Source organism: Phaeobacter sp. NW0010-22, from assembly GCF_040365955.1.
GTDB lineage: Bacteria > Pseudomonadota > Alphaproteobacteria > Rhodobacterales > Rhodobacteraceae > OMPR01.
On the sequence record NZ_BAABWT010000012.1, the window covers coordinates 1 to 25,949 of the forward strand.

At 53.9% G+C, this 25,949-nt stretch carries 24 protein-coding genes; 9 read left to right on the plus strand and 15 right to left on the minus strand.

Translation table 11 applies throughout. The features are described 5' to 3' along the window. The first annotated feature begins 127 nt into the window (after positions 1 to 127). Positions 128 to 451: a 2Fe-2S iron-sulfur cluster-binding protein gene (locus ABWV33_RS20990; RefSeq protein ID WP_113824097.1), complete on the plus strand. Its 324-nt coding sequence runs from the start codon at positions 128 to 130 to the stop codon at positions 449 to 451. Positions 452 to 536: 85 nt separating this feature from the next. On the opposite strand, the gene ABWV33_RS20995 is transcribed toward ABWV33_RS20990, so the two are convergent. Together ABWV33_RS20995 and ABWV33_RS21000 are read right to left on the minus strand one after the other, a co-directional pair. Beyond that, on the minus strand, positions 537 to 1,121 hold the full coding sequence (locus ABWV33_RS20995) for a carboxymuconolactone decarboxylase family protein (protein ID WP_353333567.1): 585 nt from the start codon (positions 1,119 to 1,121) through the stop codon (positions 537 to 539). Position 1,122: 1 nt separating this feature from the next. Beyond that, the gene (locus tag ABWV33_RS21000) at positions 1,123 to 2,205 is read right to left on the minus strand and encodes a hypothetical protein (RefSeq protein ID WP_353333569.1); all 1,083 of its coding nucleotides are present in this window, start codon (positions 2,203 to 2,205) and stop codon (positions 1,123 to 1,125) included. Between the two features lie 134 nt (positions 2,206 to 2,339). On the opposite strand from ABWV33_RS21000, the gene ABWV33_RS21005 reads away from it, so the two are divergent. The 6 genes from ABWV33_RS21005 to ABWV33_RS21030 all read left to right on the plus strand — a co-directional run bounded on the left by ABWV33_RS21005 (position 2,340) and on the right by ABWV33_RS21030 (position 9,634). After that, complete coding sequence (locus ABWV33_RS21005) at positions 2,340 to 3,593, plus strand: FAD-dependent oxidoreductase (protein ID WP_353333571.1); 1,254 nt, start codon at positions 2,340 to 2,342, stop codon at positions 3,591 to 3,593. Between the two features lie 12 nt (positions 3,594 to 3,605). Further along, the gene (locus ABWV33_RS21010; protein WP_353333573.1) at positions 3,606 to 3,866 is read left to right on the plus strand and encodes a sarcosine oxidase subunit delta; all 261 of its coding nucleotides are present in this window, start codon (positions 3,606 to 3,608) and stop codon (positions 3,864 to 3,866) included. After that, complete coding sequence (locus ABWV33_RS21015; RefSeq protein ID WP_353333575.1) at positions 3,863 to 6,739, plus strand: 2Fe-2S iron-sulfur cluster-binding protein; 2,877 nt, start codon at positions 3,863 to 3,865, stop codon at positions 6,737 to 6,739. The genes ABWV33_RS21010 and ABWV33_RS21015 overlap by 4 nt, the downstream gene beginning before the upstream one ends. Continuing rightward, positions 6,732 to 7,283 carry a hypothetical protein gene (locus ABWV33_RS21020; protein WP_353333577.1) on the plus strand — a complete coding sequence of 184 codons (552 nt, stop codon included), beginning with the start codon at positions 6,732 to 6,734 and terminating at the stop codon, positions 7,281 to 7,283. Before ABWV33_RS21015 ends, ABWV33_RS21020 begins: the two co-directional genes overlap by 8 nt. Before the next feature lie 2 nt (positions 7,284 to 7,285). Next, positions 7,286 to 8,323 carry an aromatic ring-hydroxylating dioxygenase subunit alpha gene (locus ABWV33_RS21025; protein ID WP_353333579.1) on the plus strand — a complete coding sequence of 346 codons (1,038 nt, stop codon included), beginning with the start codon at positions 7,286 to 7,288 and terminating at the stop codon, positions 8,321 to 8,323. A gap of 102 nt (positions 8,324 to 8,425) precedes the next feature. Next, on the plus strand, positions 8,426 to 9,634 hold the full coding sequence (locus ABWV33_RS21030; protein WP_353333581.1) for an NAD(P)/FAD-dependent oxidoreductase: 1,209 nt from the start codon (positions 8,426 to 8,428) through the stop codon (positions 9,632 to 9,634). A 51-nt stretch (positions 9,635 to 9,685) separates the two neighbouring features. Here ABWV33_RS21030 and ABWV33_RS21035 read toward each other — a convergent pair whose 3' ends face one another. From ABWV33_RS21035 to ABWV33_RS21075, 9 genes are all read right to left on the minus strand, one after another. Further along, positions 9,686 to 10,714, minus strand: coding sequence for a succinylglutamate desuccinylase/aspartoacylase domain-containing protein (locus ABWV33_RS21035; RefSeq protein WP_353333583.1), 1,029 nt, complete (start codon positions 10,712 to 10,714; stop codon positions 9,686 to 9,688). Between the two features lie 11 nt (positions 10,715 to 10,725). Continuing rightward, on the minus strand, positions 10,726 to 11,619 hold the full coding sequence (locus tag ABWV33_RS21040; protein WP_215194368.1) for a DMT family transporter: 894 nt from the start codon (positions 11,617 to 11,619) through the stop codon (positions 10,726 to 10,728). Continuing rightward, a complete protein-coding gene (locus tag ABWV33_RS21045) occupies positions 11,579 to 13,099 on the minus strand; it encodes a trimethylamine methyltransferase family protein (protein WP_353333585.1) in 1,521 nt (506 codons plus the stop codon). The genes ABWV33_RS21040 and ABWV33_RS21045 overlap by 41 nt, the downstream gene beginning before the upstream one ends. 101 nt (positions 13,100 to 13,200) lie before the next feature. Then, positions 13,201 to 15,609, minus strand: a complete 2,409-nt coding sequence (locus ABWV33_RS21050) for an FAD-dependent oxidoreductase (RefSeq protein ID WP_353333587.1) — start codon at positions 15,607 to 15,609, stop codon at positions 13,201 to 13,203. Between the two features lie 66 nt (positions 15,610 to 15,675). After that, complete coding sequence (locus ABWV33_RS21055; protein ID WP_353333589.1) at positions 15,676 to 15,882, minus strand: hypothetical protein; 207 nt, start codon at positions 15,880 to 15,882, stop codon at positions 15,676 to 15,678. 60 nt (positions 15,883 to 15,942) lie between these two features. Then, positions 15,943 to 17,613, minus strand: coding sequence for an ABC transporter ATP-binding protein (locus tag ABWV33_RS21060; protein WP_353333591.1), 1,671 nt, complete (start codon positions 17,611 to 17,613; stop codon positions 15,943 to 15,945). A gap of 1 nt (position 17,614) precedes the next feature. After that, positions 17,615 to 18,478 (minus strand): ABC transporter permease, encoded by an 864-nt coding sequence (locus ABWV33_RS21065; protein ID WP_353049693.1) that lies wholly within the window; start codon positions 18,476 to 18,478, stop codon positions 17,615 to 17,617. Continuing rightward, positions 18,475 to 19,428, minus strand: coding sequence for an ABC transporter permease (locus ABWV33_RS21070; protein WP_113824082.1), 954 nt, complete (start codon positions 19,426 to 19,428; stop codon positions 18,475 to 18,477). The genes ABWV33_RS21065 and ABWV33_RS21070 overlap by 4 nt, the downstream gene beginning before the upstream one ends. 105 nt (positions 19,429 to 19,533) lie before the next feature. Continuing rightward, entirely contained in the window at positions 19,534 to 20,196 is a 663-nt protein-coding gene (locus tag ABWV33_RS21075; RefSeq protein ID WP_353333593.1) for a GntR family transcriptional regulator, read from the minus strand. A gap of 225 nt (positions 20,197 to 20,421) precedes the next feature. Here ABWV33_RS21075 and ABWV33_RS21080 point away from each other — a divergent pair, with 225 nt between their 5' ends. Both ABWV33_RS21080 and ABWV33_RS21085 read left to right on the plus strand, forming a co-directional pair. Continuing rightward, the gene (locus tag ABWV33_RS21080) at positions 20,422 to 22,020 is read left to right on the plus strand and encodes an ABC transporter substrate-binding protein (protein ID WP_353333595.1); all 1,599 of its coding nucleotides are present in this window, start codon (positions 20,422 to 20,424) and stop codon (positions 22,018 to 22,020) included. 91 nt (positions 22,021 to 22,111) lie between these two features. Then, positions 22,112 to 22,753 carry a glutathione S-transferase family protein gene (locus tag ABWV33_RS21085; RefSeq protein WP_353333597.1) on the plus strand — a complete coding sequence of 214 codons (642 nt, stop codon included), beginning with the start codon at positions 22,112 to 22,114 and terminating at the stop codon, positions 22,751 to 22,753. A 39-nt stretch (positions 22,754 to 22,792) separates the two neighbouring features. Here ABWV33_RS21085 and ABWV33_RS21090 read toward each other — a convergent pair whose 3' ends face one another. The 4 genes from ABWV33_RS21090 to ABWV33_RS21105 all read right to left on the minus strand — a co-directional run bounded on the left by ABWV33_RS21090 (position 22,793) and on the right by ABWV33_RS21105 (position 25,904). After that, positions 22,793 to 24,085 (minus strand): type II toxin-antitoxin system HipA family toxin, encoded by a 1,293-nt coding sequence (locus ABWV33_RS21090; protein WP_353333599.1) that lies wholly within the window; start codon positions 24,083 to 24,085, stop codon positions 22,793 to 22,795. Position 24,086: 1 nt separating this feature from the next. Continuing rightward, on the minus strand, positions 24,087 to 24,293 hold the full coding sequence (locus ABWV33_RS21095; protein WP_121997948.1) for a helix-turn-helix domain-containing protein: 207 nt from the start codon (positions 24,291 to 24,293) through the stop codon (positions 24,087 to 24,089). Between the two features lie 153 nt (positions 24,294 to 24,446). Continuing rightward, complete coding sequence (locus ABWV33_RS21100; protein WP_353333601.1) at positions 24,447 to 25,301, minus strand: HpcH/HpaI aldolase/citrate lyase family protein; 855 nt, start codon at positions 25,299 to 25,301, stop codon at positions 24,447 to 24,449. Positions 25,302 to 25,310: 9 nt separating this feature from the next. After that, complete coding sequence (locus ABWV33_RS21105) at positions 25,311 to 25,904, minus strand: TetR/AcrR family transcriptional regulator (RefSeq protein WP_353333603.1); 594 nt, start codon at positions 25,902 to 25,904, stop codon at positions 25,311 to 25,313. Positions 25,905 to 25,949 lie beyond the last annotated feature (45 nt).

Here is a 25,949-nt window from a genome sequence, read left to right on the forward strand (position 1 = left end):
AATGATCACGCACAAACTGTCACTGGACGAAATCAACCACGGCTTTGATCTGATGCACCAAGGTAAATCCATCCGCGCCGTCGTGGAATTCTGAAAATAGGTGAAGATGTAATGCTTGAGGTTGCAAATGGTTAAAATCACATACATCGAATTCGATGGCGCTTCCCATACCGTAGATGTCGCCATGGGTGCGAGCGTCATGGAAGGGGCCCGAGACAACAATATCCCGGGAATCGAAGCAGATTGCGGTGGGGCCTGTGCATGCTCGACTTGCCACGTTTATGTTGATCCCAGTTGGTTCGAGAAAATGCCTCCTATGGATGAGATGGAGCAGGACATGCTTGATTTTGCCCATGAACCTAATCCCCAAAGATCGCGGCTGACCTGTCAGATAAAGGTTTCAAATGCTCTGGAAGGGTTGATCGTTCAAATGCCCGAAAAGCAAATTTGATAGAAAAGCCCCCTGAACCGTTCCAACGTCAGGGGGCTTTTAGCATGTACAGAATTTTGATGAAATTGACGGGGGATTTAGGCCTTTAAAGTCCGATCTTGTCACCCAGCTGTGTGCCCAACCCGTTGATCATCCGTGCCCAATACGCAAAAGAAGACACCAGTTGGACAATGTAAGAAATCCCTTTGTCGCAATATCCAGCTCGCCTCAGGTTTGCGATGTCGTCGGCATTCACCTGCCCGGGGGTCAGGGACAGTTTCCGGGTGTATTGCAGAGCCGCAAGAACTGCCGGGTCATCAATGCTCTGTTCCCAAGTTTCGGCGCGCAGGGCTGCAAGGACCTGTTCGCCCTGTGTCGGATCGCCCAGATAGGTGCAATAGTTCTTACCGTGATTAGCTGATGCATAGTCGCAATCGCACAGGATCGCCACATAGGTCGATACGAGCTCCGACAGCCAAGGTGTCAAAGGATTATCTGGATTATGAAGCAGCGCCAGATAATGGTCATCAGCGGGCTTGATCGCTTTGGGGGTTTGGGACATCGCCAGATACAGGTTTTCGACCCTCCCATCGCTGCCCTTTACCGCGTCATACGCGTCTTTCAGGTCGCCCTGTGCCTCTGCCTGAGGGGTGACCTGAACCCATGCAACTAATTTCTCTTCCCTGACCATCTTAGATACCGATCTGATGCAACACTTGGGAATTCAACAACCCTGCTTGTTCAGGTGTCATCAAGGCTTGAATGTCGGGTCGATCTAGAAAGACAAACCGCCCGCGGTCCCAAACCGTTTCACCGTCGAATGCGATTGTCAGATCCATCACATGAAAGGCGGCATCGCCTGGATCAATTCCAGCTGCGTGAAAATGTGTGTACCTTGGCGATCCATAGGCAACGGTTCCCCACTTATCCAAATCCTTATACGGATCCTGTGTATAGAACGTCCCCGGATTGATCCCTGTATGCCATGAATTGATCAGCAGAGGGTCTCCACCAGTCAACTTGGCGGCGCGCGTCAGCTGATCTTCCAAATGTTCCACCAGCTTGGGCGGTCCTTCAAATGCTACCATGCGTGACTCTTCTACGGTGGCAACAATGGGTTCATTCAAAATCAATGTGCTCCCTTCAAAGGCGCGGGTGGATGTGGATGTGACGAAATTCCGGATACTCAGTTTGCCGTTCATCCGATGACAGATTACAGGCGGGAAAATCATCACAGGGAACAATTCCAGTGCAAAATCCGCAACCGCCTCAGCGCGCCCCGGTATTATCTCGCTGACCAGGTCTGTTCCACAGTCCCCCGTAATCCGGTAGCTGCTAGCGTTCAGGATAAGGCTCAAAAGGGCATCGTGCACCTTTTTCATCACCAAGAAATCTACGCTGGCGAAGGGCGACGACAAGTAATCTAGGTCGAGTGTGTATGCCATGACCGTTATGCGGCTGTCATCAGGTAAAGAAAACCGGACCTGATCCCCCAACCTAGAGAAGAATATTGTTCGGTCTGAGCGGTTCATCGCATCCCGAACAACATCGGGAAACGAGTCCGCGTCAGAACCTGGCTCTGCAAAAATGATCTCGGATTTCATCCCCAACGATTCGGCATATTTTGCGACAGTGGGGCAAAGTTCAGAATCGAAATAGGGGTTATCACCCAGCTCACCGACCAATAGCACACGATCACCTGCCTGCGCTTGGGCGCAGTTAATCAACAGGTTGCGGGCACTGGCTTCCTGCAATTGCAACGCCGTTTGCGCCATGGATTTCCCCTCCTAACAAATACGCTTCACGATTGTATGATCTAACTGTGATCACAGATCAATAGAAATGTCCCTCTTGCAATGCGCCCGACTCCTGAGTAACTGTGATCACAGTTTACGCGATCGGATCTCATATGAGCTACTCAGGACTTTCCCTGCTCTCAAATGCTCTCACCGGCAATACCCGCTGGCCGTCGATCATTGACGTGTCGGACCTGCAAAAGAGCTATGACATCGTTATTATTGGCGGCGGCGGTCATGGTTTAGCAACTGCATACTATCTGGCCCAGAACCATGGGATCAAGAATATTGCGGTTATCGAAAGTGGCTGGATTGGAGGGGGTAATACCGCACGCAACACCACGATTGTGCGGTCAGACTATCTTTTGAATTCGAGCTTCGCGCTAAAAAACTTCGCGCTCGGTCTTTGGGATCAGCTTAGCCAAGATCTGAACTTTAACTTAATGTACGAACCACGCGGATATGTGGATCTAGCCCATTCTGATGGCGAGTTGGAGCATTTCACGCTGCGAGCTAATGCGATGCTCTTGGGCGGAGCTGATGCACAAATATTGACCGGCGACGCCTTACAAGCCCGCGTGCCGGAGCTGGACCTTAGCGGTGCGCAACGCTTTCCGATTGCCGGGGCCTTAGTACAAGAGGCTGGCGGGGTCGTGCGTCATGATGCTGTTGCTTGGGGATTTGCCCGTGCAGCATCTAAAGCTGGTATTCATATTTTCCAGAACTGCCCAGCGACAGGCATCATCATCCAAAATGGAAAGCTAGAGGCTATCGACACACCACAAGGTCGCATTCGCTGTGGCCAAGCCTTGATTTCGGTGGCCGGAGCCAGCTGCGAAGTGGCCGGGTTGGCAGGTCTGGACCTGCCGCTAAACTCCATCAATGTGCAAGCGTTTGTCACTGAACCGGTCAAACCTGCGCTGGATGCGGTTGTAAACTATAACGCAGGGCTGTCCTATATCAGCCAAACTGACAAAGGCGAATTCGTCCTAGGCGGCGCAACGGATGGATACAGCTCTTTTGCCCGGCGCGGCAGCTTTGAACGGATAGAAGATGTTCTGGCGCGCGCGGCCCAGATGTTTCCGTTTCTGCCTCGGTTGCGATTGATGCGCCATTGGTCAGGCACTGCAGACATCACAATGGATGGCAATGCCATTATGGGGCCTACACCCATCAACGGTCTAATGATCAATGGGGGCTGGGGCTATGCCGGGTTCAAAGCAACACCCGCTGTGGGACATCAGATGGCAGATCTGCTTGCCACCGGGCAGGTGCCCGATCTGATGTGCCCCTTTTCCTATGACCGATTTGAAATCGGAACTGAGCAAGATGATGGGGGAATCGGACCCTATCCCTGGTTGCACTAGGAGAACGATGAGATGTTATTGATCCCTTGCCCCCATTGCGGCCCGCGTGACGAAGGCGAATTTACCTATGGCGGTCCCAAGCGCCGCCTGCCAGCTCTGGATCTGACGGCTCACACGCAGGACTGGCATCGTGCTCTCCATGTTGGTCGCAACGCTCGCGGACCCCTAACCGAGATTTGGTATCACTCCAGCGGATGTGAAACTTGGATAGAAGTCACCCGAGATACCGCGACCCATCAAATTCTCAATAAAGCAAAGGGCGGCAGCACATGAGCCGTTTATCTGACGGCGGGATGATTGACCGCGAAATCACACTCAATTTCACGTTTGATGGTCAACCCATGGTGGGACATCCGGGTGATACGATTGCATCGGCGTTGTTGGCAAACGGCCAACATTTGGTTGCGCGGTCAATCAAATACCACCGGCCTCGGGGCATTATGTCGGCCGGTCTAGAGGAACCCTCAGCGCTGGTCACCGTCAGAGATGAAACTGGCAGCACCCCGAACCTGAAGGTGACCGAGGTGTCTCTGCGCGATGGGTTAGAGGTGAGCAGCCAAAACAACTGGCCCAGTCTGACCTATGATCGTGGAGCAACGCTGGCGCTTGGCGGTAAATCCCTGAGCGCAGGGTTCTACTACAAAACGTTCAAATGGCCGCGCAAAGCATGGCAAACTACCTATGCGCCCATCATCCGCAAAGCCGCGGGACATGGTGAAGTGGACGCAACGCCTGACACCGCTCTATATGACAAACGCCGCAAAGCATGTGACGTGTTGGTGATCGGTAGCGGTGCGACGGGATTATCCGCAGCAATAACCGCCGCGCAATCCGGGGCCACGACCATTATTTTAGAACAAGATAGCATCCTGGGCGGCACCTTGTTGTCCTCGGATGCTACCATCGCCGAACAAACTGCAACCCATTGGGCCGAGGACGCAGCGGATGCGCTTGTCTCCTTGTCCAATGTCACGGTTATGACTAGCACGCTGGCCTTTGGTCAGTATGACCATGGGTTGGTGCAGGCAGTGGAACTGCAAGCCGCAGGCAGCGCCGCCCGGTCAATCCTCTGGAAGATCCGAGCCCGGAAAATAATACTAGCTGCAGGCGCGATTGAACGCCCCATAGTTTTTCCTGGAAATGATCGCCCCGGCATAATGCTGGCTGGGGCATTGCAAACCTATGTGCGCCGCTTTGCTGTGGTGCCCGGAAAGCGGGCCGTTGTCGCCGTGGCCGAACCCAATGCCCGTGCGGATACGATACGAGCTTTGGAACACGCCGGAGTTGAGATCGCCGCCTGCCTAAATGCAGGTGACCAAATCTTGTCAACCCAAGGCAGGCTTCGTGTGTCTGGATTAACGTGGCGCAACACACAAGGACACCAGCAAAAGGTCACCTGCGATTTGGTTGCTATGTCTGCCGGTTGGATGCCTACCGCGCATCTTTGTGCGCAAATGGGTCAGCCCCTCGAGTTTGACGCTAATACGCAGAGCCTTCTTCCACCGCAAACCGATGGCCCCTTGCGTCCTGTAGGTGGCGCACGTGGGGTGCTGAATCTCAGGGATTGCATCGCCGACGGGAAAATTGCTGCGCATCAGGTTTTGGCCGAATTACAGATGCATAAACATCTGTCCTTAACCCCGCCCGCTCCAACCGCAACGCCGCCCCAAGGGTTTGGATCAGGCAAAGGTAAGGCATTCGTCGATTTTCAGAACGACGTGACCCGTGACGACATCGCCTTGGCACAGCGCGAAGGATATACAGATATTGAGCTGACCAAGCGCTATACGACATTGGGCATGGGCACCGATCAAGGGAAAACCAGCTGGACCAATGGGATACTGGAAATCGCTGCCCTGACTGGTGAAGACCCGGCCAAGATTGGTCACACGACCTATCGCCCTGCCTATTCTCCTGTTTCTTTGGGGGCGTTAATCGGAACAGAAGTTGGCGAACAAATGCTGCCTACGCGGCGCACGCCGTTTCATGCGGGGTTTGAAAAACTGGGCTGTGTCTATCAAACCTCGGGCGACTGGCTGTACTCACGCTATTTTCCCAAAGCCGGGGAGACGATGGAGCAAGCCATCACGCGTGAGTGTCATGCAGTGCGGCGTGGGCTGGGATGTGTGGACATGTCGACCTTGGGAAAGATCGATGTGAAAGGCCCCGATGCGCTCGAGTTCCTGTCACGCCTTTACTGCAATAATTTCGCCAAGATCAAAGTGGGACGCCTGCGATATGCGCTGATGCTGCGTGAAGATGGATATGTGTTTGACGATGGCACCATCGCACGATTGAGTGACACACATTTTGTGGTCACGGCCACCACGGCAAATGCCGGCTCTGTCTGGCGCCATATGCGCAAATCTGCCCAACTGGATTGGCCTGAGTTGGATGTGGTACTGACATCGGTCAGCGATCATTGGGCCTCGCTTGCCATCGCTGGACCTCACGCCCGTAATCTGCTGACAGCACTCAACCCGGATTTTGACGTGTCCCCCGCGGCATTCCCTTTCGCCTCAGTGCGCGAAGGACATTTCGGCGGGCTTCCGGTCCGAGTATTTTCAGTGAGCTTCTCAGGTGAACTAAGCTACGAAATCAACGTTCCCGCTGGCTTTGCCGACACACTGTTGTCACGGGTCATCGCGGGTGGTGAACAGTGGGATATCACGCCTTACGGCTTGGAAACCTTGGACGTTTTGCGTATCGAGAAAGGCCATTTGTCCATCGGAACAGAGGTTGATGGTCGCCGTACACCGGCTGATTTGGGTTTGGGGGGCATGGTGTCCCACACAAAGGATTTTGTTGGCCGCGCACTCTTGCAACGCAAGGCTTTGCAAAAAGATAATCGCGCCCAACTTGTTGGCTTGGAATCCAAAGACGGTGCGACTCCGATTCCAATTGCCGCGCACCTTAGTACAACACCGCTAGATAACGGCGGACCCATGCGAACATGTGGATATCTCACTGCCGCGATCCACAGCCCGACTTTGGATCACCCCATTGCCTTGGCGTTCCTTGAGGACGGACAAAACCGGATGGGAGAGGTCTTATGGGCGCATTCCCCGATTGCAGGGAAATCTGTGCAGGTTCGCGTGACCGCCCCTTGTGCCTATGATCCAAAGGGAGAGCGTTTAAATGCCTGAGATTTTGCGCCCCCAACCCGCATCTGATGCCACGGGGTTTCTTGCGGGACCGTTAGGATTGCGATTGGACGAGGTTTTCCTGCCACTGAAATCGCTCTCTGCCGCACCCGAGGTTTTGGATACAATTCTGGAATTCGAACAGGTACGGCAGACCGATGACCTTCTGCTGTTGCGATTTTGGCCGGATGTAATCTGGGCAAGTGGTTCCCTCTCTGACCCAGCGGTTCATGTCACCGAAATTGGCCATGGAACAACGCATTTCCGATTACGCGGCGTCGAGGCATTGCATTTTCTTTCAAACTATACGCGCGCTGATTTGTTTGCGGCCAAGCTTCTTCAAGCCCGTGCCATCAGGACCAGCCTGAACCACTATGATTGCGTGATCTGGTGGGCCAATACCCGGGATATTCACCTAATCGTCGACCGCTCTGTCGCGCAATCTTTTGCTGACCATCTACAGACACTGGCCCAGCGTCACGACTGTACTGATCCACTAACCTTACCACGTCCGGTTGCCCCGGATGCACCTGATAGAAGGGGTTAAATATGTTTTTACGGAACACTTGGTATGTTGCTGCCTGGGACGAAGAAATCACCCGGGAACCAAAACAGATCAAAGTTTTGGGCGAAGCGATTGTTGTCTACCGGACAGAAGCGGGAAAACCGGTCGCCTTGATCGACGCCTGCCCGCATCGCAAACTCCCCCTATCCAAGGGGCGGGTCAAAGGCGACCAGATCGAATGCGGGTATCACGGCCTGACCTTCGATTGTTCGGGGTCTTGCGTTCGGGTTCCGGGACAAGACCGTATTCCCGCCTCAACAAATATCCATTCCTATCCAGTTGAAAGTCGGTACGGACTGGTTTGGATCTGGATGGGCGATCCTGCGCTGGCCGATACCGACAAAATCTTTCACATCGACCATTATGACGACCCGGAGTGGGGCATCAATCGGGGCGACGCCATCCCATTCCCTTGCAACTATCTCTACATCACAGACAACTTGCTAGACCCCTCGCACGTGGCCTGGGTACACCAAAGTTCATTCGGGAACACCGCCTGCGAAGAAGAGCCGCTTACAGTGACCGGTACCGATACAGGTGTGATCGTATCGCGCTGGATGCATGATGTAGAAGTTGCCCCGTTCTACAAAAAGCTTGTGTCGTTTGAAGGCAACTGTGATCGCGAACAACACTACGAAGTGCGCTATCCGTCACTGGCATACATCAAGGCCATTTTCACACCGGCCGGCACCGGGGGTGATGCGAACAACTTGCCTGAGGGACAGTATTTCCAGATGGATAGCTATAACTTCATGACACCCATCGATGAAGAAACAACCCGCTACTTCTGGTTTCAGGTCAGGAATGTGCTGCCCGGCGACGAAGAGATTTCGCAGTATATGAGCGACTCGGTCAACTTTGCGTTCAACGAAGACCGAGACATTTTAATAGAAGTTCAAAAAGGCATGTCGCAAAAAACGACCCGGAACGTAGATCTGGCCATTGATGCGGGGCCTTTGCTCTACCGCCGAAGATTACAAAGGCTCATCGATGCAGAACAGAAAGTCACAGAACCAACATGAGTGATTTGGCCCGCGGTTGATATTTGACTGACCGCTGACGCACCTCATCTTGTTTAGGGTTGTCATGCCTTACAACGCACCCTCTTTGAAAAGGAAATGCACATGACCCACGTTGTCGTCGTTGGCGCAGGGCAAGCAGGCGCGTCGCTTGTAGCCAAGCTGCGAAACTGTGGCTTTGAGGGGGACATCACATTGATTGGCGCAGAACCGTGCCTCCCATATCAACGCCCACCTCTCAGCAAGACATACCTGTTGGGGGAGACAGCACGAGATCGCCTGTATCTGCGCCCGGAACGTTTTTATGCCGACAACAATATAACACTGCGGCTTGGGGAACCGGTCACCGAAGTCAATGCCGGAGATCAAACGGTAACGGTGGGCGACGAAACCATCCGATATAACGAACTGGTTTTCGCGACTGGATCCAGCCCGCGCCAACTGCCTGCTAACATTGGTGGAGCACTAAGTGGCGTGCATGTCGTGCGCAACCTTTCGGATATTGACGGTATGTCACCCAGTTTTGTCAAAGACGCGCGTGTGCTGATTATCGGGGGTGGTTACATCGGTTTGGAAGCGGCCGCAGTTGCGGCATCAAAGGGGTTGCAAGTCACTCTGGTTGAAATGGCTGACCGCATCTTGCAGCGGGTGGCGGCACCGGAAACCTCAGACTACTTCCGAGCTTTGCACCAGAGACACGGGGTCAACATCCTTGAAGGCGTTGGCCTGGACTGTCTGCTTGGGTCAGATAGGGTCACGGGTGCGCGCCTGTCCGATGGAACCAAACAGGACTTTGATTTTGTCATCGTCGGTGTTGGCATTGTCCCCTCAACTGATTTGGCGGGCATGGCTGGGGCCGCTCTGGAAAACGGGATAAAAACGGATGTCTACGGTGCGACATCCGTTCCCCATATTTGGGCGGCTGGGGATTGTGCCTCGTTTCCGTATGGATCAGGCCGCATTCGATTGGAAAGCGTGCCAAACGCCATTGAACAGTCTGAAATCCTAGCCGAAAATATTATGGGTGGACACAAAGAATACCGCGCCAAACCTTGGTTCTGGTCCGATCAGTATGATGTTAAACTGCAAATTGCAGGGCTGAACACCGGATACAATGGAGTGATCTCTCGCGCCGCTGACGGCGGTGCGACGTCCCATTGGTATTACCTCGCCGATCGCCTGTTGGCCGTGGATGCAATGAATGCGCCCCGAGACTTCATGATTGCCAAACGACTGATCGAGGCTGGAAAATCACCCGCGCCCGAGACAATCGGAAACCCTAAAACCGATTTGAAATCGCTTTTGAAAGCTTAAGGCTATGTCGGTCAGACCTATGCCCAGATTTCCTCTGGGCATAGGAACACCTTAATCAGGGCGCATGATCTTATTCAGCTCTGACGGGCTGAGTTCGTGGGTGACCTGACACAGGTGATCCCCCGGTTGCACAAGTGGGTTACGTCGACAAATGGCTACGATTCCATCTTGGGAGGCGCGCAGTTCAGCACATTTGGTGCCAAAGTTATGGACATCAAAAATCGTAGCAAGGATATCGCCCTTTTGAACAACTTGACCCGGACTAACATGCAGCTGTGCAAGTCCGTGCTGCGCTGTGGTGGCAAAACTGCTGCCTGCCCCGATATCAATAAACCGGCTATCTGCTGTCTCAACCTTGTGGCCGGTCATTCCAAGATGGGCGAACACCCGCTGCACTCCCTTCCACCCGGTTGCGTATGATGCAGGTGAAAACCGCCCCATCCCCCCCAATTCGCACGACAGAAAACGCGTATGCTGTCGATATGCCGAGGTGTCAAAATCCCCACCGGTGCCATCAATTGGGCAGACCATCGTGTAAGGCGCACCAAATACCTGCGCGATTTCCAGATTTGCAGCATTCATCTCGGGATTCGGCCCGGCACAGACAAACCCGCAATCCACATATTCAGTTGCGGTGCCACCTGAATGAAAATCAAGCACAACATCCGCCATCACTATCAGATGTGCATTTACAAAGGCAGCAATCGCACCGGTGGGTCCGCTGTCCGGGTCGCCTGGGAAACTGCGGTTCATATTGCCGCCATCCAAAGGCGAGACCCGAGTGCGACCCAAAACCGCCGGAGTGTTCAGTGCAGGCAACATGATCAACCGCCCTTTGATCATGGATGGTTCAATCTCCTGCATCAGTTGATGTAGGATCACCTGCCCCTCGTATTCGTCGCCATGGCTACCGGCACTCAGCAACACCGTCGGCCCCGGTGCCCCTTGAATGACGCCGACAGGCACTCGGATCAGGCTGAATGCATGGGCGTTGTCGGAATGGTTCAAATCCAGAAACCCGCTGCGTTTCCCTTGCGTTTCAAAATCAACGTCAGTTTGTACTGGTCCGTGGCTCAGCATCACCGTTTCTCCTAAGGAATTCTCGCGCTGGGGCGCCGCCGCATCACCAAAAGCCCGGCACAAAGGATCATTCCCGCCCCCAGCAGCAGGTTTATTGTCAGAGTCTCGTCAAAAAAGAGCACCGCCATCGCCAGAGCCGAGGGGACCTCGACATACATGAATGGTGCCAGAAAGGAACTTTCTGCTCTTTGGAATGCCGCAAACAACATGAGATTGCACAACACAGAAATCACAGAAATTGCGAATAAGCGCGGTAGATGTGGCAACAGCTCGGGCCCAAGGTCGGAAAGGACCAACGGGAACAGCAAAAGAGAGCCGATCCAAAACTGAAGGAACAATGTCTGGAACATATCCCAACGCACGGCAACAACGCGGTTCAGAAACAGATAGCTGCCATATAAAAGCCCCGACGATAAGGCAAAAAACGCACCGGGTTGTGGCGCAACACTTGGTTTAAGGGCAACTAGAACGCCAAACATTCCCAATCCCAGGGCCAACATCTTGAACCCGGTCATCCGCTCTTTCAACAGCAAGACCGACAAGCCCGCAGCCACAATGGGCGCGACAGAATAATAGGTTGTCGCCTCTGCAAATTGGATCGTGCGAAACGAGAACACGAAGCACCCAAAGGCCACGATAATGATTGCTGCGCGCAGTGTTTCAACAGCTATGGCCCGTTTCGTGGGCCACTGCCGAACCCGCATCAGATACAACGGCGTAATCAGCAAGGCTGCACCGCAAAACCGCACCCAAACGATCACCAGCAGCGGTACTACTCCCGACAGGGATTTGGCAAGCGCATCCGCTGTCGGGAACACCACCATTGCCGCCACGGCAAGAGCCGCCGCACCGAAGTGCACGGCGTCAACTTGCAGGGCGGATGTCTGCTTTGCGTTTTGCAACATAGGCCTCCAATTCCTCTTCCACTGCCGGGTCTATGGGTGGTTTTTCATAGTCATTCAGTAGCTGTTTCCATATCGAATTTGCCCGTTCAGTTGCGGTTTTTGCCCCGTCGTCGCGCCAGGTTTCAAAATTGCGCCAATCTGACAGGATCGGGCTATAAAACGCAGTTTCATAACGTTCGAGCGTATGCTTGGTGCCAAAGAAGTGGCCGCCAGGCCCGACTTCAGCAATGGCACCTAGCCCCAGCTCTGCCTCGCTCAGATCCAATGGATCCAACATCGCGGCCTGCATCTGCAACAGCTCCGCGTCCAAAATCAGTTTTTCAAACGAACAAGTCAGACCACCTTCAAGCCAGCCCCCTGCATGCATCATCACGTTGATATGCCCTTGGACGCAGGCGTTGATGGACATCGCGGATTCATAGGTGGCCTGCGCATCAACACAGGCCGCAGCCGTGGTGTTAGAAGATCGGATCGGCAAGCCATAGCGCCGCGCCATTTGCCCGGAAACAATGACCGATTGCGCATATTCAGGCGTACCAAAGGCGGGTGACCCGGTTTTCATATCCACATTAGAGGTAAAGTGCCCGTAAAATACTGGCGCCCCGGCACAGGCCGCCTGCCCCAAAACAATCCCGGCAAGCGCCTCGGCGTTCTGCTGCACCAGAGAGCCGCCAATGGTGACTGGGCTCATCGCGCCAGCCAGCGTGAAAGGTGTCACATGAATAGGCTGACCAGCCCGCGCGAATTCAATTAACCCTTCGGCTTGACTATCATCCAGCAAAAGCGGCGAATTGGTATTGATCCCGCCAATAATTCCGGGCCGGGCGCGCAGGCCATCGTCGTCAGTTTGCAATGCGATCTTGGCCATCTCGATGCAATCGCGCGCTCTGCTGGCTGAGTTTAACCAACAGGGTTGCCAGCCTTTGTCGCAAAGCGTCGTCTGTGCCAACATCATGTCTAGATGCCGGGTCTCCGGCGGCAACTCCAACGGTTCACACCCAGCCCCGCCTTCATGGTGAAAGATATTCAGCATCGACGACAATCGAACAAAATTTCGCATGTCTTCAAGCGTGCCCGCCCGCCTGCCTCGATCCAAGTCCGACACGAAAGACGGCCCGCTCACGGTGGCAAAGGTCAAAGAGTTACCACCCACCGATACGGTTTTTGCCGGGTTTCGCGCATGGATCGTGAACTCTGCTGGGATGCCCTTCAGCATCTCTTCAACCAACGCTGGGTCAAATCGGACGCGATTGGTCTTGCGGTCGACATCGGCGCCAATTCCGGCCAACAAGTCGAGAGCCACAGCGCTATCAACCTTTAGGCCGGTATCACGCAGTACCTTCAGGCTGGTGTGATGTATGACCTCCACCTGATCAGCAGAGATCATTTCAACTGGGGCCAGCGGGGTGCGAACCTCAGAAAAGGGGCGCTGGGTAAAAGCGCTGTTACGGGGTGTGCGTTTGGTGCGGCGGCGTGCCATGGCAGATCTCCTGTGGGCTTGGGAACAAGGGGGAATAACCCCCAAGTGTCCCGGCCCACGTCTCGGACCGGATGATCCTTTTTGGTTGCACATTCATGACATTACCCACGCATTCTACTGCCAGTGGGATCATACAAAGGTTGGGTATGCAGCTGTGCCTTATACAGCTTTCCGAACAGCTCGACCTCATATGTGCCATCTGCGCGATAGGCATTGGCGGCCACATATCCAAGCGCGATATGCTGGCCTGTTACCGGCCCCCAACCACCCGAGGACACATATCCCACTGGTTTGCCATTGAGGAAAATTGCTTCATCCCCCCAGACCGCCAATTCACCGGCGTTAACAGTCAAAGTGATCGGCCGTTCTCGCGCTGGACCGTAGCTTTGGGCAGCCTCCCGACCCGTGAACGCGCCTTTGTCCAATTTCACATGATGCATCATCCCGCATTCATGGGCGTTGTAATCCGACGTGATCTCAAGCCCCCAAGCTGGCCAGCTTTTCTCAAGCCGCAACATCATCAGGGCACGCAGTCCACACAGTCGCAGCCCATGGGCGGCACCTGTTTCAAAAAGCGCGTCAAACAAAGCGGGTTGTAGTGCACGCGGCAAATACATTTCATAGCCAGTCTCACCGGTGTAAGAGACCCGCAAAACCGAAACCTTGCCGATACCCACCAACGTCATGTCCGCTGCATCCATGAATCGGAAGCTCGCACTATCGATATCCCGGTCCGCAAGTGCTGCTATGATTTCTTGCGCCTTGGGCCCTGCGATATGTAGCCCGGCCAACTCATCCGAAACATTGCGCAAGCACACATCTTCTGCCGGCAAATACTTGGCAAAATGGCGGTCAAAAACCAGTTGCATCGCATAGGTGCCCACAATCAGATAGCGGTCGCCAAGATTGCTAATGGTGAAATCCCCAATCACACGACCCTTATCAGACAGCATCGGCGACAGACACAGCCTTCCGGGTTTTGGCAGCGTATTGGCCATGATCCGATCCAGCCACTCCGCAGCACGCTTACCCGACACTTCAAACTTGGCCATGTCCGAGTATTCAAACAACCCTGCGGCTTCGCGCACGGCGCGCCCTTCTTCGGCCACCGGTTCCCACCAGTTTGGCTGACGATAGGTCAGACTATCTTCGGCCTTTGTCCCTTCGGGAGCAAACCAGGTTGCGTGCTCACGCCCAAACCCAGTTCCAAAAACGGCACCTGCGGCTGCGAGCCGGTCATGTACTGGGGATTTTGCCTGCGGCCGCGCTGCTGGAAAGCTCTGATAAGGAAAGACTTTCTCTGATCGGTTTTCATAGAAATACCGGGTCATGTCTTCGGTGTATTTCTGGGTCGCAAATTTACCGAACCGGGCCACATCCCAATTAAAGATATCAATCTCCGGCTCACCACCGATGATCCATTCTGCCAGCACCCGGCCAATTCCGCCGCCCTGGTTGAATCCTGCCATAACACCGTTGGCACAGATATAGTTCCGCAAAGCTGGATGCGGCCCAATCAGCGGGGACAGATCGGGCGAAAAGATCATCGGCCCGTTAATCACACGTTTGACCCCTGCCTGACCCAGAACCGGCATGATCTCGACCGATTTTTCAAAATTCCATTCCATACATTCCAGATTATCGGGCAACAGTTCATGGCCGAAATTCAGTGGCGTACCGTCCTTTGCCCAATGGGTCATCTTGTCTTCATATGCACCCAAAAGCATCCCCATGCCTTCCTGGCGCGCATAGGAACCTGTTTCATTATCGTTGATTTGGGGCAGCTCAAAACCCAGGTCTTCGATCAAGGGGATGCTCTCGGTCACGAGGTAGTGGTGTTCGACCGGCATCAAAGGCAGTTCAATTCCCGCCATGCGCGCCACTTCACGCCCCCAAAGGCCGGCTGCGTTGACGATATATTCCGCATGAATTGTGCCCTTTTCGGTCACCACATCCCATGTCCCATCCGCCCGCTGGGTCGTAGCCGTAACCGGCGTGTGCCGATGGATCGTGGCGCCCATCTGGCGCGCGGCCGCGGCAAAGGCATTGGTTGCCGACGCCGGATCAACATGGCCGCCCTCTTCCTCCCAGAACGCACCGATCATGTGCGAGGTATCGAGTATTGGCGCCTTTTCCTTGGCCTCTTCCAACGAGATAAAATGACCTTCGATGCCCAACCGCCGACAGGCGCTCTGCATCATTGCATTGCTGTCAATCTCATCCTGCGTCCGGCAAATATTCAAACCACCGGTAAAGTGGAACCCACAAGGCTGTCCGCGCTCTTCCTCCAGCTCGCGATAAATCTGAAATGTGTAGCGATGCATTTCCGCCGCCGCATTGGGCCGCACCACAGTGAACAGCCCGCCCGCTGCATGCCAGCTCGAGCCAGAGGTCAGCTCTTGCCGTTCCAACAGCATCACATCGGTCCAGCCGTTCTTTGCCAGATGATACAGGACCGAGCAGCCAACTACGCCGCCGCCGATCACTACCACACGTGCTGTAGATTTCATGACACCGCCCTACCCTTACAAGATCTGGCGCTGACGCGTGCTATCATCGTTTTGTGATGTAATTGATTACAGTGACCAGACCCGGCCACCGCTTGAAGGCACACCTTGGCCGAATGTTCGAAACTGGTTGTCTTGTCCGAATTGCCGTTCTGACGGCCATAACAGCAGCTTGCCATTACTGTTCTCCTGAAAGTTGGATCCTGATTGTGAGGAAATATTCCAGCAGGCCCCTGACCAAGTTTCTTCCATCATGACTTTGAACGGCTTGTTCATCCCGGCCTCCTTCAGTTAACGATCCATTTTCATTCTTCGATGTGGGTGACTGACACCGCCTCAGATACCGTCCAGCGCCGCCACCAGCTTGCGCCGTTCGATCACCGCCTCATCCAGCCAGTCCGTGCGCATTTCCGGCACAGAGTTCAGCAAGAGTTGAGTGTACTCGTGGCACGGTGGACTTAGCACTTGGTCCACTGGCCCTTGCGCCAAGATGCGCCCATGACGCATCACTGCAATGCGTTCTGAAATCTTTGAAACCGTCGCAATATCGTGGGTGATAAACATGTAGCTGAGACCCAGCTCATCTTGCAGATCCTCCAACAGATCAAGGATCTGTTGTGCCACAATCGTATCGAGGGCTGAGGTGATCTCATCGCAGATGATCAACCGTGGTTTGGCCGCCAAAGCACGCGCCAAATTGACTCGCTGCCGCTGCCCTCCTGACAATTCAGGGGGGAACCGCCACGCAAATTCGGTTGGCAGCCCGACCCGTTCCAACAAGCGCGCAACCTCTTTCGTGGCCTCTGCCTGTTTCAAGCCCTGATAAAACATCATCGGGCGGCTCAGGATCTTGTTCAATCTTTGACGCGGGTTCAGCGCAACATCAGCCATCTGAAACGCGAATTGAATCTGCTGCAGTTCAGCCCGAGACCGTTGCTGAACTCCCGGTGCCAATGCGTTCCCATCCAAGAAAACACCACCAGATTTCGGCCCCATCAACCCGGAAATAAGACGCCCAAGCGTGGTTTTGCCGGACCCGGACTCACCGATAACCCCAACCGTTTCACCCGCGTGAATAGCCAGATCAATATCGCGCAGGGCGATGATCTCTTGCTGCGTTCCATATCCTGCCGTCACCCCCTTGACCTGCAACAACGGAGGTTCAGGCTGAATCACAGGAGGCGCCGCATGGATTTCATCTGGCATCAAGTGGGCCGCAGCCATCAGCGCTTGAGTGTATTCATGTTGCGGGTCACTGATGATCTGTTCGGTTGTGCCGTATTCGACCATTTGGCCATTCTTCAGCACCAAAATATGGTCAGCTACCTGCGCCACAAGCGACAGATCATGGGTCACATAAATTGCCGCAGTTTTATTGTCCTTGATCAGCTTCTTAAAGCTCGCCAAAACCTCGATCTGGGTGGTCACATCCAATGCGGTCGTTGGCTCATCCAGGATCAGCAATCGCGGATCACTGATCATCGCCATAGCCGCCATCAACCGCTGCAGCTGCCCGCCAGAAACTTGATGCGGATAGCGTTTCCCAATGCTTCCGGGGTCTGGCAGTTCAAGATCGCTATACAGCTTTTCTGCCTTGGCCAAGGCCGCTTCTCTGCTCATCGCACCGGTGATCACCGGAATCTCGATCACCTGTGCGTCAATGGTCATGGCGCTGTTGAAAGACGCCGCGGCTGATTGCGCGACATAGGTAATCTCTTTGCCGCGCAGTTCTTGCAGCTTAGGCAAGGATTGATCCAAAACCTGTGTGCCATCAAGGTTCACGGTGCCGCCAGTAATATAGCAACCCGGCCGTGTGTAGCCCATGCAACCCAGTGAAATCGTTGTCTTGCCAGACCCGCTTTCACCAATCAGCGCAATCACTTCGCCCGGCTGCACATCAAACGATATGTCATCGACAATCTTAAACTCATGCCCCTTTTTATCGCGTACCGAGACATCAAGATTGCGGACCTTCAACAGAGGGCCATTTTGGGAGGTATCTCTCATGTCAGATCTCATCAGGCAGCTTGGCGCTGGAGCGTTGCAGCAACCAGTCGACAAAAACATTCATGGAAATTGCAATCAGCGCGATGCCGAAAGCTGGGTAAAGCGTGGTGTACTCACCATACAGGATGGCCTGCATGTTCTCTTTGACCATCACTCCCAGATCCGATTGCGGTGGCTGGACGCCCAGACCAAGGAAGGACAGCGCCGAAATGAACAAAATTGCATAGGTGAAGCGGATGCCGAATTCGGCAGCCAGTGGTGTCAGCGCATTGGGCAAAACTTCATGCCAAACGATCCAGCCCTTGCCTTCGCCACGCACCACAGCCGCTTCGACATAGTCCATCACCATGATGTTCACAGCGAGCGCGCGTGCGACCCGGTAGACCCGCGTCATGTCGATAAATGCAATCGTGAAAACCAGCACCACAAACGACGACCCAAGTGAGTTGATCACGATCAACGCCAACATCAGGGCAGGAAAGCTGAGCATCGCGTCATTGCCGCGGCTCATCCAGCTGTCGACTTTACCGCCAAAAGCAGCGGCCAAAAAACCAAGACCAACACCCGCAAAGAACGAGAGGAAGGTGATGATCAACGCTAAAAACAAAGTCACCCGGACCCCGTAGATCAGGCGCGACAACACATCTCGGCCAAGATAATCACTGCCCAGCCATAACATTGCGCTTGGGGGGGCAAAGCTTTCGTTCGTGAGGATCTCGCCTTCATCAAAAGGCGCAAACCAAGGTGCAAAGGCGCCGATAATAAACACTGCAATCAGAAACAGGATGCAAAAGGTCACTCCGGGTGTGAGATCCGACATCGCATCTTTCAATTCACCTTGCCAAGTTCGAGTTTCGGGGCTCATTTCTTGTACCTCACGCGCGGATTGGCCAGAATTGAAAGAATGTCGGCACTCATGTTCAACACCACATAAAAGGAACAGAAAATCATGGCGCAGGTTTGTACGATCGGCACATCGCGATTGGTCACGGCCTCAACCATGTAGCGTCCTAAACCCGGGAAGTTGAACAGCGTTTCAATGACCACCACACCGCTGATGAGGTAAGCGAGGTTCAGCGCGACGACGTTAATGATCGGGCCCAAAGCATTCGGCAGCGCATGACGCAAAAGCAAGCGCTTGCGAGGAACGCCTTTGAGGATCGCCATCTCGATCGCAGGGCTGGCCAACACGTTAAGGACAGCTGACCGTGTCATCCGCACCATATGCGCCAAAATGGTAAAGCTAAGCGCGGTCACCGGCAGGATCAGAATACGCACCCAATCTAACAGCTCGTAGCTGGGTCTTATCGAAGCAATGGCTGGCAGCCAGCGCAGTTTGATTGCAAAAATAGTGACCAACACCACCGCAACTAGAAAGTCAGGGAAAGAGATCAATGCCAACGACGCAGAGGTGATCGTACGATCGACCATTCCACCCGGTTTAACAGCCGCCATAAGACCAAGGGCCACAGCTAGAGGTACTGAAATTAGAGCGGTCGAAAGTGCTAACAGAATGGTATTGCTGGCACGGCGTCCAATTTCTGTCCCGATGTCAGCGCCATTAGCCAGTGAGGTACCAAAATCACCTGAAACAAAATTGGTTAGCCAAACAAAATAGCGAACGTGCAATGGTTCATTCAACCCCAACCGCTCGCGAACTTGCTCCACCAATTCAGGCGTTGCCCCCTGCCCTAGGATGGCGTGGGCCACATCACCCGGCAGGATCTCAGTGCCCAAAAAAACCAGTACCGAGACAAACAATAGGGTCCCAAGACCGATGATCAGTCTTTGCCCTAAAATTTCGAAAATGCTCATTCCCATCCCCTTTACGCTGGGCCCATCTGGCTGGAGAATGAAGTCAACTGTGATCACAGTTTTGATTCAATGCAAGAGATTACTTTGCGATGTATCAAAAAAGTTTTAGCTGAGCTGACGGTACAGCTGCATGCCCCAACGCGCGTCTTCTTCTACCAAACGTCGAGCCTCAGCGGCGTCACGAGTGCGCAGGGCTTCGATGATCTCTGGGTGTTCCCCAAGCCAGCTGTCAGCGTCCACCAGATCGACAATTCCATGCGCCAACCAAGGGCCGGTTCGCATATAAAGAACTTCGATCATCTGTTGCAGCGCCTCGTTTCTGGTCAACAGATATACCCGGCTGTGGAACAGGTAGTTGGCCCGTAGAAACGCGCTACAGTCGCGTTTGACCCAAGCCTTGTCCATGTCTTTCACCAGCCGTTTTAGAACTTTGACGTCTGACTCACGTATTTTCTCAGCAGCGATCTCTGCGGCCGCGCCTTCCAGTACAGCACGGAGGAAAAACAGGTTTGCAGCCTCATCAGGTGTCAGATCTGGAACGCGATATGCTTTCTTTGCGGCCCCAATCAGTGCGTTCTCTGACGCCAGTTGGCGCAGGGCTTCGCGTACTGGCATTGCGGAAACACCATATTCTTCGGCCAAAGTGCGAATGGACAGGCTTTCAGCTGGTCTAAGATCCCCTGCAATCAATTTCATGCGCAGGTCAGCATAGACCTTGGCACTCATATTTTCGGGGCCCTCTTTTCCCGGGCTAACTAGCTTATCCATAAGTGGTTTCTCGCAACTTGACTACAGGTTAGGAATACAGAGCGACCTTCGCCTCTAGCGATACCACAGGGATGCTGTTGGCTCAATCTGTGATCAAAGATGCTTGATTTATGCATAATTCTGTGATCACAGTTTACCGAGTCAACAACGAACGAGGCTGTAAACAGCCCATCCCCAAGCCAATGGCGGATCCGATCCGGACCGTCCAACAGCGGAGACAAAAGAATGTCTGACGATCAGCTCAACGACCACCTTTTCAAGCAATATGTAGCCGACAAAATCTCTCGCCGAAGGTTCATGGGAACCCTTGCTGCGGCTGGCGCATCGGCCACGGTAATCAATGGGCTGACAGCCCAGAGAGCTCAGGCAGCGACTCCCAAAAAGGGTGGGCGCCTGGTTGTTGGCATTGAATCGGCTCAGGCTCAGGACAGCTTGGATCCAACCAAATACTACAGTACCTCAAATCTGCAGATGGGCTATTCGGTACACGAAAACCTTGTGAACCGAGACGCAAATTTGCAACCTCAGCCTTGGCTTGCAACGTCTTGGGAAGCCAATGCTGATGCGTCATCCTGGGTGTTCAACCTGCGCGAAGGGGTCACATTCCATGATGGGTCCGACTTTGGCGCCGAGGATGTGATCTATTCGATGACCCGGCACTTTCGTGAGGGCACAGAATCTGCCGGCAAAGCCTACATGAGCCAGATCAACGATATCGAAAAACTCGGTTCGCATCAGGTGCGCTTTAACCTCAAGGCGCCCAACGCCGATTTCCCGATGATCCTGTCAGACACCCGCGTGCATGTGACCAAGCGCGATCTCGAAGATTTCACTGGAACCCCTCCCGGCACCGGTCCTTTTAAGGTTGTCGAGTTCACACCTGGCAGTCGATATGTGTTTGCCCGTAACGAAAACTATTGGGGCAGCGACGGACCTTACGTGGATGAGTTGGAATTCGTAGGCATTGCCGACAATACAGCGCGCATTAACGCTTTGATCGCAGGGGACATCAATGTCTTGCTGCAACTAGATCAAAAGGCGACACGCCTGATTGACAACAGCGGCATTGGCTATGTTGTCAACGCACCCTCCGGTGCCTTCATCAACCTTGCGATGATGATGGATCGCGAACCCACCAATAACGCCGACTTCCGCACGGCAATGAAATACGCTGTGGACCGCGAAGGCATTCGTGACAACATCCTCAAGGGGCTCGGTTCTGTCGGCAACGACCATCCCATTGCGCCAATCGATCCCTACTACAATTCCGATATTCCTCAGCGGACTTATGATCCAGATAAGGCACGCCATTTCATCAAGAAGGCAGGGCTGGAAAATACACCTATCGACATCTACGGATCGGACGTCGCTGGCACAGGCGCACTGGCCTCGGCTCAGCACTTGCAACAAAGCGCCAAGGCAGGCGGTATCAATCTGAATGTCATCAACCCTCCTTCGGATAGTTTTTGGTCCTCTGTCTGGATCAAGAAACCCATTGTGACGTCAGGCTGGGATCCACGGCCTGTGCCTGATTTGATCTTCTCGATTGCCTTCTCAAACCAATCTGGCTGGAATGAAACGCTCTGGGATCATGAGCATTTTGAGAAAATCCTGGTCGAAGCGCGCTCGGTCACCGACTTTGACAAGCGCAAAGAAATGTACGGCGAAATGCAGCAGATCCTGCATGACGATGGCGGTCATATCACCTTGGGTTTCCGTAACTTTGTCGATGCGGCCCGCAACGAAGTGCAAGGCATCACGCCGCACAGCGCTGGCCCCCTTGGTTTCTACCAGATGCAGCGCACAGCCTGGATCGATAACTGATCCATCTGCAATATCCTCAAGCCCGGCCAATTTCACAATTTCGGCCGGGCTTCCCTTTTGAGAGCCAACTTGACTGAGCGAGCCAGAAGAAATGCCTGAATACACCCTGTTTTGCGCCCCAAACACCTATGCAATGTGTGCCCATGCAGTTCTGGAAGAAGTCGAAGCAGACTATGAAACACGCTGGGTCGAACTGTTTTCAGAAACCCCGGACCCCGAGTTTTTGGCAGTCAGCCCACATTGCCGCACTCCCGCTCTGCTGGGGCCTGACGGCGCGCTCTTTGAAACCGGCGCAGTCGCACTTTACCTGGCTGAGCAATTCCCCGTAGCAGAATTGGTTATACCTCCCGGCGATGCCAATCGTGGGGCCTTTCTGCAATGGATTCACTATTTGGCGACGACGCTTCAACCGGATGTCATCATCCAGTTTCACCCCGAATTCTATCATGCCGACCCTGATCTACAGTCCGCACTCAAAGCGGCCTCAATGCAGCGTCTAACAGGGGTATTCAAGACCTTGGACGCGGCCCTTGATGGCGGCCCGTATTTCTTTGGCAAACGGCCCACCGTGCCCGATTTCATCCTTGCACTGCAAACCGTTTGGGACGTGATTTTTCCGCACGGGGACATCAATGCGTATCCTAACCTCGCTCGACATCGTGACGCGATGTGCAATCGGAAGTCCGTCCAAAAAGTGCTATCACAACACAAAAAAGAAAGCATGCAGCGATGAGTTCAATAACGGTGTTGCAACCTGTCGCCCAGCCGAGCCTCAGGGTCGAACGATAACGACTAGATCGCGTTCGGGAATGTCCAAATCCAATTCGAGCGCGGCGGCAACCCATTGTGCCTGCTCGGCGATGGCATCGCCGATCCGCTTTCTGGCGGGCCCCCGCATGTCTGGAATGCGCCCTACAATGTTGGCGGTAATTGCCCCGAGGCGTTTTTTCAGCGCAGGGATCATTCTACGATAGCCAAGCGCCTCGACAAAAGTAATCAGATCCTCGGGTGTGATATCATCAGTCATGCAAGCCGATCCGATATCAAACGAGAGTTGGTGCAAAACAGAGCCGTCCAGAATGGTTGGTACCACGTCATAGAACGGCGCCAGCTCTGGTCTAGGCCCGTAATAGAGAAGCGCATGGTTTTTCGCGTGGTTGTCTGTATTGCCCAAAAGCAGGTTAACCAAAGTGCCTTCGAGAAAGGCCTGACGCGCACCAGCAGGGGCGTCCAGCTGATCAAGCAACTGCCCAACACGTTTCGCAGAGAAGGTATCTTCACCGTCACCCGCGCGTTGATATTTGAGGGTCGGCCCCAACCCCAGCGCCTGACAGAAGTCTTCCTGATGAAGACGCCGAACACTGTGACCGTCAATCACACGATCAAAGCGTTTGATCAACAGAGCTTGGAGATCCCCTTCTCCAAAGATACTGGTTTGCGCAACCGGATGGTTTTGGACGTCGCCCATGATCTCCATCAGCAGATGTTCATGTTCGACCTGTCTCATATCCTGTCGACGAGGCACCTTGAGGATATGTGTCGTTGGTACATTCAAACCCGGCTTTGGCAGTGCAAATCTCCCGTCCGGGAGCCGCGTGAGTGCGATTTTGCCCTGCACTCCTGCCAACGGCGAGGGATCACTCGTTTCCAGCGGCAGTCGGCGCGTGTCCCGTAAAGAGATCATGATTTGGTCAAGGTTTTCGATCACATCGTAATCAGTGGCGAATTGACCCGGCGCTTTGGCCGGGCCATCCCCCTGTGGCACCACCGAGATCGCGCCGGGGCAATCCTTGCCCAAATAACTAAGCAGCCCAACAGTATCGCCAAATTCTAAACGATGGCGTTGCATCACCTGTTCGCGTTGGATGTTTTCGAACAGAAGATTGTCAAAAAACGCCCGCGCCGCAACATCGTCATAAGGTTCTTCCCTGACCGGCATGGACAGGGAAATAGGGTGCGGGGGATCGTCTCGCACATACCGAAATCGAAGGGACCCGCTGTCCAATTTCAATAATTCCCCGATTGGGTCTTCGACCCCTTCGAGGAATACATCCAATGTCGTCATCTCACACCTCCGTCCGCAGCCGGATGCCGAGATCACGACACAGTTGCAAAACAAGCGACAAGCGTGCGGTTTCCTTGCCATTTTCAATTGCGCCGATGGTCGCCGCCGAAATGCCCGATGACATGGCAAGCTGTTCTTGTGTCATGCCAAGCGCCCTGCGCCGTAGTTTAATGGCCTGCCCAAGATCTGTGGGTGTCGTCACGTCCATCACAGCACTTCCTAAGCGATCGTTGAGATTTGAGGACTATATGGGTGCCTCTTGAATTTTGTCAACGATCGTTGAGATTTTGAGGACCCCTCACTAATCTTTCAAGAATTCTAAACGCTTGCTGAGATTTTCGAATACCTCAGATCTAGCCATCTAGCTGCGCGCAAGGATTTGTTCAGCCAACTTCAGATGTGGCCGATCCAGCATTTTCCCGTCGAGTTGAGCAACTCCCGTTTCAGATGCTTCAAGCAATGCGACCACCTTTGCGGCCCATTCTCTTTCAGATTGACCCGGCTTGAGGGCATTGTGAATAGGTCCGATCTGGCCAGGATGAATGGCCATCTTACCATCAAAACCTAAGGTTTTGGCCGCTTCAGTTTCTTGCGTTAACCCTAATTCATTCCGAAAGTCCGTAAACACTGCATCAATCGCCAAGACATTGGCGTCACGTGCTGCAAAAAGCATAAGATCGCGGGCCAGAGCAAACGGCGAGGCATAGCCACCGCCCGCCGATCTGTTCGAACGAGCACCCAAATTAGCCTGCAGATCCTCACCGCCCCAAGCGAGACCAACAAGCATTGGGTGTTCCCAATCCATGCGCATCAGATTGCGTACGCCACGAACCGTTTCAGTACAGATGCCCAGAATGCGCGGCAAAGGTGATACGCCGTGCCGCCTAATCATTTCGGCCAGCGTCTCAATATCATGCGGTCCTTCACACTTAGGCAGAACATATCCATCTGGTTTCCCAGCAATGGTATCTTCGACATCTTTGGCGGTGTAGCCAGAGGCCAGATCGTTAACCCGCACATAACGGGCCGGGCGCGAAGTACGGCTCAACGCATCAAACGTCAGAGATCGGGCAATGTCTTTTCGACCCGCAGAAACCGCATCTTCAAGATCGAAGATGACAACATCCGCATTGCTTTCCAAAGCTTTGTTCAACTTTTTGGGGTCATCTCCGGGAACAAACAGCCAGGAACCAAAGGCATGGGGTGGCACGGGCATAAGGGGCTCCTATTCGGGAAGCAGGTGCGCCAATGACTTAACATAGGCGTTTATGTCGTCGCGGCTCGGATCGAACCATTCCAACGACCAGTTGAGCGCGCCCAAAAGCGCATGGCGCAAATGCCGAACCTCTGCAGCCTCGGCTGGCTTGTCGAGAAATGCACAGATCAAATCGTTCCAGTCTTTGTCATAGCTTTTACGGACAGTGGTCAGCTCATTTCGGACCGTTTCAGGGACAAAAGGGTAGCACCGGATATGCGCCGATGAGAAATCGCTTTCTGACAACAACGTTTTGATGTGGACATGCATGGCTATGATCAGTCGATCGCGTGCCGTGCTATCTGGCTGTTTCGCAAGGGCCGTCTGCACCGCCTGTTGAACCACTTCAACGCCAAGGCACATCACTTCGGTTGCCAGGGCATCCTTTGACGCAAAGTGATAATAGAGGCTCCCGGCTTTCATACCAACTTCGGTGGCCAAATCCCTTAGCGACATGTCGGAATAACCGGTCTGGCGCATTTTTCGCGCGGCAACTGCAAGGATATCTTGACGCGCAGTTGCGGCCTTGGTTTTCTGACGCGGTTTTGTGGGGGTGGCAGGCAAGATCATTCTCCTGAAGTGTGCCGCAGGAGTCTTTCTAACTCCTGC